The 13,371-nt window shown below is 57.0% G+C and carries 13 protein-coding genes; 10 read left to right on the top strand and 3 right to left on the bottom strand.

Going from position 1 to position 13,371, the window contains the following annotated elements; genetic code table 11:
* Positions 1 to 29: 29 nt before the first annotated feature.
* Positions 30 to 854 carry a cytochrome c oxidase subunit II gene (gene coxB / locus BM316_RS15165; RefSeq protein WP_090210266.1) on the bottom strand — a complete coding sequence of 275 codons (825 nt, stop codon included), beginning with the start codon at positions 852 to 854 and terminating at the stop codon, positions 30 to 32.
* 184 nt (positions 855 to 1,038) lie between these two features.
* Here coxB and tldD point away from each other — a divergent pair, with 184 nt between their 5' ends.
* The 3 genes from tldD to topA all read left to right on the top strand — a co-directional run bounded on the left by tldD (position 1,039) and on the right by topA (position 6,377).
* Positions 1,039 to 2,460 carry a metalloprotease TldD gene (tldD, locus tag BM316_RS15160; RefSeq protein WP_090210264.1) on the top strand — a complete coding sequence of 474 codons (1,422 nt, stop codon included), beginning with the start codon at positions 1,039 to 1,041 and terminating at the stop codon, positions 2,458 to 2,460.
* Positions 2,461 to 2,544: 84 nt separating this feature from the next.
* Complete coding sequence (gene dprA / locus BM316_RS15155; protein ID WP_207493723.1) at positions 2,545 to 3,687, top strand: DNA-processing protein DprA; 1,143 nt, start codon at positions 2,545 to 2,547, stop codon at positions 3,685 to 3,687.
* A gap of 101 nt (positions 3,688 to 3,788) precedes the next feature.
* Entirely contained in the window at positions 3,789 to 6,377 is a 2,589-nt protein-coding gene (gene topA, locus BM316_RS15150) for a type I DNA topoisomerase (protein WP_090210262.1), read from the top strand.
* A 2-nt stretch (positions 6,378 to 6,379) separates the two neighbouring features.
* Here topA and BM316_RS15145 read toward each other — a convergent pair whose 3' ends face one another.
* Positions 6,380 to 6,829, bottom strand: a complete 450-nt coding sequence (locus BM316_RS15145) for a MarR family winged helix-turn-helix transcriptional regulator (protein ID WP_090210260.1) — start codon at positions 6,827 to 6,829, stop codon at positions 6,380 to 6,382.
* An 80-nt stretch (positions 6,830 to 6,909) separates the two neighbouring features.
* On the opposite strand from BM316_RS15145, the gene BM316_RS15140 reads away from it, so the two are divergent.
* The 4 genes from BM316_RS15140 (at position 6,910) to BM316_RS15125 (ending at position 9,222) form a co-directional block, all read left to right on the top strand.
* Positions 6,910 to 7,500: an SRPBCC family protein gene (locus BM316_RS15140; protein ID WP_165606612.1), complete on the top strand. Its 591-nt coding sequence runs from the start codon at positions 6,910 to 6,912 to the stop codon at positions 7,498 to 7,500.
* Positions 7,501 to 7,611: 111 nt separating this feature from the next.
* Positions 7,612 to 8,316 carry a CoA transferase subunit A gene (locus tag BM316_RS15135; RefSeq protein ID WP_090210256.1) on the top strand — a complete coding sequence of 235 codons (705 nt, stop codon included), beginning with the start codon at positions 7,612 to 7,614 and terminating at the stop codon, positions 8,314 to 8,316.
* Positions 8,316 to 8,939, top strand: a complete 624-nt coding sequence (locus tag BM316_RS15130) for a 3-oxoacid CoA-transferase subunit B (protein ID WP_090210254.1) — start codon at positions 8,316 to 8,318, stop codon at positions 8,937 to 8,939. The genes BM316_RS15135 and BM316_RS15130 overlap by 1 nt, the downstream gene beginning before the upstream one ends.
* Complete coding sequence (locus BM316_RS15125; protein WP_090210252.1) at positions 8,932 to 9,222, top strand: GNAT family N-acetyltransferase; 291 nt, start codon at positions 8,932 to 8,934, stop codon at positions 9,220 to 9,222. The genes BM316_RS15130 and BM316_RS15125 overlap by 8 nt, the downstream gene beginning before the upstream one ends.
* Here BM316_RS15125 and BM316_RS15120 read toward each other — a convergent pair.
* Positions 9,219 to 10,055 (bottom strand): lytic transglycosylase domain-containing protein, encoded by an 837-nt coding sequence (locus BM316_RS15120; protein WP_090210437.1) that lies wholly within the window; start codon positions 10,053 to 10,055, stop codon positions 9,219 to 9,221. The genes BM316_RS15125 and BM316_RS15120 overlap by 4 nt on opposite strands.
* Before the next feature lie 348 nt (positions 10,056 to 10,403).
* On the opposite strand from BM316_RS15120, the gene BM316_RS15115 reads away from it, so the two are divergent.
* The 3 genes from BM316_RS15115 (at position 10,404) to BM316_RS15105 (ending at position 13,366) form a co-directional block, all read left to right on the top strand.
* Positions 10,404 to 10,583: a Flp family type IVb pilin gene (locus BM316_RS15115; protein ID WP_090210250.1), complete on the top strand. Its 180-nt coding sequence runs from the start codon at positions 10,404 to 10,406 to the stop codon at positions 10,581 to 10,583.
* 328 nt (positions 10,584 to 10,911) lie between these two features.
* Positions 10,912 to 11,724, top strand: coding sequence for a Flp pilus assembly protein CpaB (gene cpaB / locus BM316_RS15110; RefSeq protein ID WP_090210248.1), 813 nt, complete (start codon positions 10,912 to 10,914; stop codon positions 11,722 to 11,724).
* Between the two features lie 214 nt (positions 11,725 to 11,938).
* Positions 11,939 to 13,366 carry a type II and III secretion system protein family protein gene (locus tag BM316_RS15105; protein WP_090210246.1) on the top strand — a complete coding sequence of 476 codons (1,428 nt, stop codon included), beginning with the start codon at positions 11,939 to 11,941 and terminating at the stop codon, positions 13,364 to 13,366.
* The last annotated feature ends 5 nt before the right edge of the window (positions 13,367 to 13,371 follow it).

The raw sequence follows: 13,371 nt of genomic DNA, 5'->3' as shown, positions 1-13,371 counted from the left end.
AGACGCGGTCTGCCTTCCAAAAGTTCCGGTCAGGATGTCACACCGTTGTCAGCCAACCATGCGTCGTAAGTTTCCTGGCTCACGACTTTCACAGTGATTGGCATATAGGCATGATCCTTGCCGCAAAGCTCTGAACACTGGCCGAAGAAGATACCCTCACGCTCGGCTGCAAACCAAAGCTCTGCCAGACGACCTGGCACACCATCTTGCTTCACGCCGAAGGCAGGAACAGTCCACGAATGGATCACGTCAGCAGCTGTGACCTGCATGACCACGGTGGCACCAATCGGCACGACAACGGCAGTGTCGGTAGCGAGCAGGTATTCGTCCTGGCTGTAACCGTACTCTTCCAACTCGTCGCGCTGCAGCATGTAGCTTTCAAAGCCGAAGCCATGGTCAACATACTCATAGCCCCAGAACCACTGGTAGCCTGTGACCTTGATCGTGATGTCTGCTTCGGGAATTTCCTGCTGCTTGAACAGGACCGGCAGTGAAAACGCACCGATAAAGACAAGGATCACGACTGGCACGACAGTCCACGCAATCTCAAGCGGGCTGTTGTGTGTGAAGCTTGCGGGATTTGGATTGCGCTTTTGGTTGTAGCGGATGATGACCCACGCCAGCAGGGCCGTCACGAAGAGCGTGATTGCCGTGATAATCACCAGCAGCATGTTGTCGAGCCAATGCACATCGCGTGCCAGTTCGGTTGCTGCGGGCTGAAAGCCTGTGCCGCCCTGAACAGGCGCACCGACGATTTCAAGGTCCTGGCTGACCTCTTGAGCTGCAACTGATGAGCCTGCCATCAACAGACCGGCAGTCGTCCAGATTGAAGCCACGAAAGTGTTCAAACGCATATCTTACCCTTATCTCCGTGCACCGATTCCGGTGCTTTTCCCTGGCAATCCCGCAGTTGGGTCTAGGCGGAATCCCATTGTATTCGGACGTCCATGTCCCATATCCTGAAGGACAACTCAAGAACCGCTATTGCGTCAAACAGACGCTTTGGCGGGAAAAATCGCCGATAATGAGGAATCTTACATGTCCATAGACACCTTCCGCCCGTTTGAGACAAATCTTGATCAGGATCAGGCGCTGGACATGTTGCGTGAAGCCGTCGCCGGGGCTGACGATGGCGAACTCTTTCTTGAGCGCCGGAAGTCGGAGGTGATTTCCTTTGATGACGGACGAATCAAAACCGCGAGCTTTGACGCGTCAGAGGGCTTTGGCCTGCGCGCCGTCCGTGGGGAGACCGCAGGTTACGCGCATTCCACAACGATAGACGAACACGCGCTGAAACGTGCCGTCTCAACGGCGCGGCTGGCTGTGGGTGACGGCGGCGGCACGCTTGCCGATGGGCCTGCGGGCACAAACACGCGGCTCTACTCGGACGAAGACCCGATGTTGCAGGCGACGTTTCCGGCCAAAATTGATCTGCTCAAGGAAATCGACGCTTTCGCGCGAGCGCTCGACCCGCGTGTCGTTCAGGTGTCCGCGACTGTCGCGGCCTCTTTGCAGGAAGTCGTGATCTTGCGGCCCGAAGGCACGCTCGTCACAGATGTGCGCCCCATGTCACGCCTGAATATCAGCGTTATCGTCGAGGAAAACGGCCGCCGCGAAAGCGGTGGGACCGGCGGTGGCGGTCGTGCCGGCCTGATTGGTCTGATTGGTCGCGACCACTGGGAACCTGTTGCTCGTGAGGCGCTGCGGATCGCCCTTGTCAATCTGGATGCAGAGCCTGCACCAGCAGGCGTGATGGATGTTGTCCTTGGCCCGGGCTGGCCCGGAATTCTCTTGCACGAGGCGATCGGTCATGGGCTTGAAGGCGATTTCAATCGCAAGGGCTCCAGCGCATTTGCGGGCCTGATGGGGCAACAAATTGCTGCGAAAGGTGTGACGGTGCTGGACGATGGCACGATCCCGGACCGCCGCGGCTCGATCACGGTCGATGATGAAGGCACGCCGAGCGGCAAGAACACATTGATCGAAGACGGGGTTTTGGTCGGCTACATGCAGGACCGCCAGAACGCGCGCCTGATGGGTGTCGCGCCTACAGGCAACGGACGGCGCGAAAGCTATGCCCACGCCCCGATGCCGCGCATGACAAATACCTACATGCTGTCTGGTGAAGCGGCACCTGAAAGTCTGGTCGCTGACCTCAAGGATGGCATCTACGCGGTAGGATTTGGCGGCGGTCAGGTCGATATCACGAACGGCAAGTTCGTCTTTTCTTGTACAGAAGCCTATCGGGTCAAGAATGGTGTGGTCGGTGCGCCGGTCAAAGGGGCAACGCTGATTGGCGATGGCGCGACGGCCCTCAAGCATATTCGCGGGATCGGCAATGACCTTGCCCTTGATCCGGGCATCGGGAATTGCGGCAAAGCAGGGCAGTGGGTGCCTGTCGGTGTCGGGCAACCAAGCCTGCTGATCGGCGGCCTAACGGTCGGTGGTGCCGCAGCCTAAATCTGCTCAATCTTGCTGATAGTCTTCAGAACTCGTTAACCAACGGGTTCTAGTCTCGGCTGCGCAATAGTGCGGAGCCTGCGGATGACTGGGACCAGCAATTCTTCCGATTCCCCCCCACCCCAACCTTCCCCGGAAGACGACGCCATCGACAGGCTCCGCCTATTGCGATCCCGCAGGGTCGGGGTAGCGACCTACAAACGGCTGATCGGCGAACATGGCAGTGCAACTGCGGCACTGGCTGCTTTGCCAGACATCGCCCGTGCGGCTGGCGTGGATGACTACCAAGCCTGCTCGCGCGCCGATGCCATTGCCGAGATGCGTCGCGGGCGGGCTGCAGGTGCACGCCTGATTTTCAATGACGGCCAACACTATCCCAATTCACTGACGGAGATTGCCGACGCCCCGCCGCTTTTCTGGGCACTCGGTGATCTCTCCCTCCTTGCCCGCCCCGCCGTCGCCATTGTGGGCGCGCGCAACGCCTCCTCACTGGGCCTGCGCATGGCGCGCCGGCTCGCGGCCGACCTTGCGGACGCGGGGCTTGTTGTCGTCTCGGGCCTTGCGCGCGGGATCGACAAATCCGCCCATGAGGGCGCGCTTCAGAAAGGGACGATTGCGGTGCAAGCTGGCGGCGTCGACGTTATCTACCCCAACGAAAACGCAAAGCTTGCAGCCGAAATTGCCAAAACCGACTTGCGTCTGTCTGAGATGCCGATGGGGCTGGAACCGCGCGCGCGGCATTTTCCGGCACGCAACAGGATCATCTCCGGTCTGGCACGCGCCGTTGTGGTGGTCGAGGCTGCCGCAAAATCCGGTAGCCTGATCACAGCACGCAACGCACTTGATTATGGGCGGGACGTTTTGGCCGTGCCGGGGCATCCGTTCGATGCGCGGGCCTGGGGATGCAATATGCTGATCCGGGATGGCGCCACATTGGTCAGAGACGCCGAAGACGTGATTGAGGCGATCCGCATACTGCCCTCAAGCGCAGCGCCGGAGATTGCCGACCTGCCAGTTGTTGCGCAGCCGACCCGCAGCCTGCGACAGACCGCCAAACTGCATCGCCTGATCCTCGACCGGTTGGGCCCGTCGCCAGTGTCCGAAGATCAGCTCTTGCGGGATGTGCAGGTACCAAGCGCGGAGGCGACACCTGTTCTGGTGGATATGGAACTGGCAGGTGAAATCACGCGGACGGCTGGCGGAATGCTGGCCCGACCTGCCGGATAATTCAGCGGTGGTGCGACAAAAATTTAGCTGCATTGACAATCCCTCAGCAGTCCCCACATCTTGCGCGACTTAGATCAAAGCTATTTCCGCAAAGGATTCTCATGCCAGTTGTCGTTGTCGAATCTCCTGCAAAAGCGAAGAAAATCAACAGCTACCTCGGCAAGGACTACACCGTTCTGGCCTCTTACGGGCATGTGCGCGATCTGCCGCCAAAAGACGGATCCGTTCTTCCGGATGAAGATTTTTCGATGAAATGGGAGGTCGCGTCCGATAGCAAAAAACACATCAAGGCGATTGTCGACGCCCTGAAAGACGACCCCGAACTGATCCTTGCGACCGACCCCGACCGCGAAGGCGAAGCGATTTCCTGGCACCTGACTGAGGCGCTGACCGCCCGCAAAGCAATCAAGAAGGACACCCCTGTCAGCCGCGTTGTCTTCAACGCGATCACGAAGGCCGCCGTGACCGATGCGATGAAAAATCCGCGTCAGGTCGATGCGCCTTTGGTAGAGGCCTATCTGGCGCGCCGCGCACTTGACTATCTCGTGGGCTTCAATCTGTCTCCGGTTCTCTGGCGCAAGCTGCCTGGCGCAAAATCGGCCGGGCGTGTGCAATCTGTTTGCCTGCGCCTGATCGTTGAACGGGAGATGGAAATCGAAGCTTTCCGCGCCCGCGAATACTGGACAGTCAAAGCATTGCTGCAATCAGCACGCGGCCAGACGTTCGAGGCGCGACTGACCACCCTTGCTGGCAAAAAGCTCGACAAATTCGATCTGGCAAATGCCACCCAAGCCGAGATGGCTGTGCAGGCCGTCAATTCGCGTGATCTCGTCATCAAATCTGTTGAGGCAAAACCCGCAACCCGCAATCCGTCGCCACCGTTCATGACCTCGACCCTGCAGCAAGAGGCAAGCCGGAAATTCGGGATGGGCGCAAAGCAGACCATGAGCGTCGCCCAGCGCCTCTATGAGGCGGGCCTCATTACTTATATGCGGACAGACGGCATCGACATGGCGCCAGAGGCGGTCACCGGTGCGCGTGATGCCATCAAAGCGAAGTTTGGCGACAAATATCTGCCAGACCAGCCACGCGTTTATAAGAACAAGGCCAAGAATGCGCAGGAAGCCCACGAATGTATCCGTCCCACGGATATGGCCGTCAGCACCGAGGACGCAAAAATTGCCGATGCTGACCAGCGCAAGCTTTATGATCTGATCTACAAACGGACGATGGCCAGCCAGATGGCAGCGGCCCGTCTTGAAAGAACGGTTGTCGATATCTCAAGCGCCGACGAACAAGTTGTGCTCCGCGCCAATGGTCAGGTGATGGTCTTTGACGGATTCATCGCGATCTACGAAGAAGGCAAAGACGACAGCGTCGTGGATGACGATGATAAGCGTCTGCCACAACTGGCCGAAGGCGAAGCGGCCAAAAAAGAAAAAGTCGATCCCGAGCAGCATTTCACCCAACCGCCGCCACGCTACACCGAAGCGACCCTGGTCAAGCGGATGGAGGAGCTCGGCATCGGTCGCCCGTCAACATACGCCTCGATCGTGACAACCATCCAAGACCGCGGGTATGTTGAAAAAGAAAAGAACCGCCTGATCCCACAGGACAAGGGCCGTTTGGTCACGGCCTTCCTCACCAACTATTTCCGCAAATATGTTGGCTACGACTTTACGGCGGACCTCGAAAACCAGCTTGATGAAGTCAGCGCAGGTGATGCCGACTATAAAGCTGTGTTGGGTCAGTTCTGGCGCGATTTCTCGGCAGCAATCGCCGAAACGGCTGATCTGCGCATCACAGAGGTTCTGGAAAAGATCAACGAGGTGTTGGAGCCGCATCTTTTCCCACCGACCGAGGATGGCAGCGATCCCCGGCTCTGTCCCAACTGTGGCAACGGGCGTCTGTCAATGCGGACAGCGCGGTCAGGTGGTGCCTTTATCGGGTGTTCGAATTATCCCGAATGCCGCTACACCCGTCCCTTTGGTCCACCCGATCCCGAAGCGGAAGCGTCGGCTATTCCGCCCGATGGCAAATTGCTGGGCCACGATGAGGGGGACGAGATCCGGATCTTCAAGGGTCGCTTTGGTCCTTATGCGCAGCGCGGGCAAGTCACCGAGGACAACAAGAAACCGCCACGGCAAGGTATTCCGCCAGAGTGGACACCGGAAGAGGTGTCACTTGAAGAAGCCGTCAAGCTGCTGGAACTTCCCCGCGAGATCGGGCCACACCCCGAGGATGGTGTCACCGTCTGGGCGAACATCGGTCGTTATGGTCCCTATCTCAAACACGCCGAAAGCACCTCGCACCGCGGTGGCACGAATGCCAATCTGGAAAGCATCGACGAGGTATGGACAGTAGGAATGAACCGCGCCGTGCAGCTTCTCGCAGAAAAGGTGGCGTCACGCGGCAATCGCGGAAAGGCGGCTGTGCCAATCAGGGAGCTTGGAGAGCATCCTGAGGCCGGCGGTCCGGTGAACATCTTTGACGGCAAATACGGTCCTTACGTCAAATGGGAAAAGATCAACGCAACAATTCCTGACACGGTTGACCCTGCCGAGCTGACGATGGCGCAGGCAGTTGACCTGATTGACGAACGCGCTGCGAAGTCCGGCAAGAAGGTCGCCAAGAAGAAAGCGCCCGCGAAGAAGAAACCGGCGGCCAAAAAGAAGACAGCCAAGAAATGATCTCAGTCGCGCCCGTTTTCGAGCGCGGTCACCCGGTCGGAAACACGCTGCAAAAGCGCAATCAGTTGAGACTGCTCTGACTCGTCGATTGCCGAGAGAAACAGTCTCATGTTGCTCAGGTCCTGCTGATAGATCGTTTCGGCAAGGTCCTGCCCCGCCTTGGTCAGGCTCAGTGAAACAGCGCGCCCGTCTTCGGGGTGTTTCGCCTTGGCCACCAAGCCACGCTGTACCAGTCGAGCAATCACACTGCTGGTCGTGGTCGGCACCACCCCGAGATAGTCCGTTAATGTCGTGGCGCGCGCCCCGGGGTTTTCGCGCAAAAAGCCCAAAGTCTGAAAATCATGCGGGTTGTAGCGTGTCACGTGTTGCTGCGCACGCGGTGTGCGTTCACTCACCAGCATGACCCGCATCAGTGTCCCGACAATTTTGAGCAGTTGGTCCGGTTTCGACATGCCTTTTCGTGCCGCAAAGGGCTTGAAGCTTCAAGGTGGGTTTCTATTTAATACGATATTCGTAATAAATGGAGACCACGATGAAAGCCACGCGACTGTCGGTCAGCGCCCTGTTTGTTGCTGTTTCCCTCGCCCTAGCCACGTCTGCGTCAGCAAACGAAGTGCCACCTGCCCCTGATCTGGCTGAAGAGAGCCAGTACCAATCGAACGTGATCTCGGTCACATTCGACGCACCGCTTCCTGTTGTGCGCGCCTTCATGGACGCACGCCCGATCACCGAATTTCTGGAACCCTCCGGCAATATTCCGCAGATCACAGGGATTGAGGTTCTTCAGGGCCCTTGGGGGAGCATCCCCTCTTTGAGACGGGTTGATCTGGACGGGGGATATCATGTCCATGAGCGCGTCCTGACCAACGATGCAGACGAGCTCACCTATCAGATCTGGGATATTACGGCACCTTCAGGCCGATTCATCGATCACATCTATGGCGAGCTACGGCTGACCGAAATTGGCGGGCAAACCCAGATGACGTGGTCCTACAATATCAAACCTAGTATTTTCTTCGCGCGACCCTTTATCCGGTCGTATCTGGATGACGACTTCCGTCCGTTTATGGAGAACGGGCTGACCGGCTTTGCTGCGGCCTTTACGCAGGCCCAGGCATCTTGATGACGACCTGCCGCGCTGCTGGGTGCAATTTTCTTCTGCAGCGCGGCAATTCATTGACTCTCCCGCGACCCAACGTCACAAATTGCTGCAAAGCAGCAGGAGAGCACTTGCATGAACAAGATTTATCCAAACGCCAGCGCAGCCCTTGATGGCCTGTTGCATGACGGCATGTTGATCGCCGCAGGCGGTTTCGGACTTTGCGGCATCCCGGAATTATTGCTTCAGGCAATCAAGGAAGCTGGCACGAAGGACCTTACTTTTGCGTCTAACAATGCAGGTGTCGATGACTTTGGCATCGGGATCCTGCTGCAGACACGACAGGTCAAGAAGATGATCAGCTCTTATGTTGGCGAGAACGCAGAGTTCATGCGCCAATACCTGTCAGGCGAGTTGGAGCTTGAATTCAATCCGCAAGGCACATTGGCCGAACGCATGCGTGCGGGTGGCTGTGGTATTCCCGGCTTCTTTACCAAGACCGGTGTCGGCACAGTCATTGCCGAAGGTAAGGACCATAAGGACTTCAACGGCGAAACCTACATCATGGAAGAAGGCATCTTTGCCGACTTGTCCATCGTCAAGGCCTGGAAGGCAGACGAGACCGGCAACCTGATCTTCCGCAAAACAGCACGCAACTTTAACCCACCTGCCGCAATGTGTGGCAAGACCTGTGTGGTTGAGGTCGAAGAGATTGTGCCGACCGGATCACTCGATCCCGACAATATCCACCTGCCTGGCATTTATGTGCATCGCATTATCCAGGGTGAGCATGAGAAACGCATTGAACAGCGCACGACGCGCAAGCGGGAGGACGCATAATGCCTTGGGATCGGAACCAGATGGCTGCGCGGGCAGCACAGGAACTCGAAGACGGGATGTATGTAAACCTCGGGATCGGCATCCCGACGCTGGTGGCCAACTACGTCGGTGACAAGGACATTACACTGCAATCCGAGAACGGGATGCTTGGCATGGGTCCCTTCCCTTTCGAAGGTGAAGAAGATCCTGATCTGATCAACGCCGGCAAGCAGACAATCACGGAACTGCGCCGCACCGCATATTTTGACAGTGCTACATCGTTCGGGATGATCCGCGGCGGCAAGATTGCAGCAGCGATCCTTGGCGCCATGGAAGTCTCAGAGGATGGCGATCTCGCAAACTGGATGATCCCCGGCAAGCTCGTCAAAGGCATGGGCGGGGCGATGGATCTGGTGGCCGGTGTCGGACGCGTGATTGTCGTTATGGACCACACCAACAAACATGGTGACAGCAAGGTGCTGAAAGAATGTACGCTGCCTCTCACCGGAAAAGGGGTGGTTGATCGGATCATCACAAACCTCGGCGTTCTTGATGTCGGGCAGAAAGGTCTTCACATCGTAGAATGTGCAGACGGCGTCTCGCGCGAAGACATCATCGCCGCGACCGAGGCGACCATTGTCTGATCCTGAAGTCCACCACGAAGAAAGCGGCAGCAAAGGCCGCTACTTCATTCGCCACGAAAGCGGTGAAAGTGAGCTGACCTATTCTATCATGTCCGAAAAGCTGCGCATTGCTGACCATACTGCAGTGGCTGAGGGGCAGGAAGGGAATGGCATTGGCCTGATTATGTTGCGTCGTCTGATCGACGACGCACGCAAGCAGGGGTTCAAAATCGTGCCACTTTGCCCTTTCGTGAATGCTCAGCGTCGCAAGCACCCTGAATGGGCGGATGTCTTTTCGGTCTAAGCCCCGCCCATCTGGAAGACGCAAGGATCGCTGAAAAGTTCAGGTGGCGTGCGGCATAGCCCCTTCGCCACCTGCCACGCGGCAAGCACCTTGGGGACATAATCGCGGGTCTCGGCGAACGGCGGCACACCTTGATAGCGCCGCAGGTTCCCCTCTCCGGCGTTATAACCTGCCAACGCAAGTAGCGGATCATTTCCAAACTCGCCCAAGAGCCAGTCAAGATAAGCGACACCCCCGCGGATGTTCTGGCCCGGGTTGAAACTCTCGGTGACACCAAACCTCGCCGCGGTCGCAGGCATCAACTGCATGAGCCCTTGCGCACCTGCTGAACTGACCGCACCGGCGCGACCGGCACTCTCAACCGAGATGACAGCGAGCACTAAAGCAGGTGAGACATTTGTTCCAACGGTATGGCGCAAGATATCAAGGCCATGAGCATTGACGATCCTCTGCATCGACTGCAACCGCGGCGCAGGCACACGCTGACCAGCCGGCGGGTTCGCAATCTTGTCGAGTGCCATCGTAAACCTTGCAGGGTTCTGCGCGCCAAGCTGCGGAGACATCGCCAACCAGAACCATTCCAGACCGGTCACCGGCGGCAGGGCCGCCAGATCAGGCGAGACGGTTGGCTCTGTCGGAGGATCTGCATAGACAGGATCAAGGCGCGGCGCGTTAGGATCGATCTGTACTGTTATCCGGCTTCCGCTGGTTGCGGTTGGCACCGCGACCCGCTTGAAGGTGAAGTCAGGTTGTAGTCTTTCGACCTCGGCGAATCCGGCCAATGGCCAGCAAACGACGCCGAGCGCCAAGAGAAATCCCTTCAAGTGATTCATTTTTTTCTGCCCGCTCAGCCTGTTGTTTGCTGAAAAGTGGCAGAAAACCGTCATTTTTCCAAATGTAAGTAAACAATAATTAATCTTTTACACGCATTACGTGTGGTCACTAAACGATCAAAAATTTTTTTTCACTTCGGAATGCATAAGTTTTGCTATTAAATCATACACTTACGTTGAAATCGGCGTTTCAGTGAAAATTCCGGCGTGTTTTTTTGGGGATGCCAAACTACCGCCCCATTCATTAGAGTATAAAGCATTGTCCAAGGCGGAAGCGTAACGATCAGAGAGCGTGTTCCGACAAGGAAAGGAATAAACCCTGTGATTGCCCTGAGGAGGGATTTGAAAATGCGTAAGTTTATTGAAAAGTTTCGTAATGACGAAGACGGTGCTGTAACTGTTGACTTCGTTGTTCTGACCGCCGCGATTGTTGTGCTCGGTCTTGCCGTTGGTGGCGCGATCAGCCGTGGTGCTGAAGGCCTGGCAAACGACATCGAGGCAGAACTTGACGGTATGCCAACCAACTAAGAATCTGGCGTGAGCCGGTTTCTGATATTGATGGCCGTGCCTGTAGTGGGCATGGCCATTTTCATTTCGCTTGGCAACTGAAGAAGGCGTCGAAGTGCGGAGTGCCGATACGGGAGCTGAGTTCTGATGCTTCTGGACTGCGTTGTCGTTAAGGGCCCCGAAGGTCGCCTACGCTTCTTCCTTGTTCGCGGCGCCCAAGCGCTTGATCAACTCGGACGAACTGTGACCATCCGACCTGTTCAATCATTGCGTTGCCTTGTATAGAGAATGAAAAATTTAATAGAGTGCGGCCACTGCGGTCGAGCGGTAATTAATTAGAGGTTCATAGATGCGTGCACTTTTCGGTTTGGTGCTGCTTGCCGGCATGGGTCTAGCGGGTTTCGCCGTATATATGGTGAACCAGTCTTTGGAACAGAAAGACGCCGCTATTGCGCGGGAAAGAGAACGCGCCCGGCAGATCGTTCAAACAGTCGAGATCTATGCGCCTGCGCGGGACATCACATATGGTGAGTTACTTCGTGCAGAAGACGTGAAGCTGGTTCGCTATGCGGTCGACGATCTTCCTGAGGGTGTGTACCGGACCGAAGAGGAACTGTTCCCGGAGGGTTTGGATACACCGCGCGTGGTGCGCGTGCCAATGTACGTCAACGAACCCATCCTGTCTGTTAAGGTGACCGAGGCTGGCGCCCCGCGTGGTCTCACAGCACTGCTCGACCCTGGAATGCGCGCCTATCCGCTTCCAAACGGTATGACCAATGCGTTCATCAGGGATCTGCGCGTCGCCGACCGTATCGACTTGTATTGGGTCGGTGAAGTTCGCGGGCAACAGACGTCACGTCTTGTGAAGAGCGGCCTGGAGATCCTCGCCATTGAAGGTCGAGATGTCACACTTCAGGTCTCCCAAACCGATTTTGCTGACCTTCGCATCCTTCAATCTGCGGGTAGCTTGAGCCTGACACCAGTCGCATTGGTCGATGCCGAGGGTGGCGACACAACGATCGAAACGAATATCCGCGATGCCCTTGGGCTCGAAGAGATCGTTGTGGCCCCTGCCCCTGCTCCGGAGCCTACCCCCGAGATATGTACCCGGCGTGAACGCCGGGGGGTAGATATTGTGGTTATCCAGGTCCCATGCGAGTAATGTCCGGAACAGCCTCCGGATTACCGAACCAGCTTTTTGAGCGTCCCACTTGGGGCGCTCTTTTTTCTTCAACCCATGAGTGTTGCGCTTTGTCCACATCTGCTTTGACCGACAACACCTTGATTCTTGCAATAAATGTTCATCTCGCCCATGGTTCCGCCATCATGGGCAGAAAAAGACCCACAACCAGCGTGATCGGAGAGGCAGGTCACTTATGACGCAAAAAAGATTTTTGAAGGCTGCATTAGCAGGTCTGACACTGTCGCTCACCGCGGCAGCACCAACACTGGCCCCGGCCGATACGCTGCGTGTTTTGCGCGGCGCACCGTCCAGCGCCCTCAATGTCCCAATGAACAGGGCCATTATCGTTGAAAGTGAAGAACCATTCACTGAACTTTCCATCGCCAACCCCGGCATCGCAGACATTTCGTCTCTTTCGGACCGGACAATCTACGTTCTGGGCAAAGAGCCGGGTCGTACCACGCTGACATTGCTCGGCGCAGATGGCCGCCTGATCTCGAATGTCGAAGTCCACGTCGCGCCCGACCTTGCTGAGTTCAAGGAACGCCTCTCCCAGATCATTCCTGGTGAAAACATCGAAGTGCGCACGGCCAATAACGGCATCGTCCTGTCAGGGACGGTCAGTTCGATTGCACGTATGGACCGCGCGCTTGATCTGGCGCAGCGCTACGCGCCTGATCGCGTCTCCAACCTAATGATGGTTGGTGGCACGCATCAGGTGATGCTGAAAGTGCGTTTCGCAGAGATGCAGCGCTCCGTCAGCAAAGCATTGTCCAGCTCGCTTTCAATCAGCGGAACAGGGTTTGACAACACGCTCGGCATCACCGGCGGCACTGGCGCCTCGGTCACACAAGGCGGCATCAATACCTCGCTTGCCGGCAATGTTCCGGGTGGCAACGCCAACACCGGCGCTGCGATCTTTAACTTCGGCGCAGGTGGCCTTGAAGTCGGCATCCTGCTGGAAGCATTGGAATCCCGCGGCGTTGTCCGCTCCCTGGCGGAACCGAACCTCGTTGCACTCAGCGGTCAGGAAGCAACCTTCCTTGCAGGTGGTGAGTATCCTGTGCCCGTTCCGGGTGATGGTGGCGTTTCCATCGAATACAAGCCGTTTGGTGTGGAAATGAAGTTCACACCGGTCGTTGTTGACCACGATGTCATCAATCTTCAGCTTGTCGCTGCCGTGTCGGCAATCGACACAGCAAACGCGGTGCAGGCCAACGGCTTCTCAATCGATGCATTCACGCGTCGCGAAACATCGACAACCGTTGAGATGCGCGACGGCGAAAGCTTCGCAATCGCAGGCCTTTTGTCTGATGATTTCACCGATCTGAGCGGTCAGGTGCCTTGGATCGGCGATATTCCGGTGCTGGGCGCGCTCTTCCGCAGTGCTGAATACGCACGTCGCCAGACAGAGCTTGTGATCATCGTGACACCACATCTCGTGACACCCACACGTGGCGAGGCGCTTGCGCTGCCAACTGACCGCGTCCGCCCACCGACGGAACAGGATCTGTTCCTCTTTGGTCGCGTCGCGCGCAATAATGCACCATCTTCCGGTGGCGCAGGTGAAGTAGCCCGTCAGGACTTTATCGGGTCCTATGGCTATGTCCTCGACGAATGATTGGA

The sequence above is a fragment of the Yoonia litorea genome (genome assembly GCF_900114675.1).
In the GTDB taxonomy this organism is placed as follows: domain Bacteria; phylum Pseudomonadota; class Alphaproteobacteria; order Rhodobacterales; family Rhodobacteraceae; genus Yoonia; species Yoonia litorea.
The sequence above is the reverse complement of the archived record's forward strand: the minus strand, read 5'-3'. Positions and strand labels throughout refer to the sequence as shown.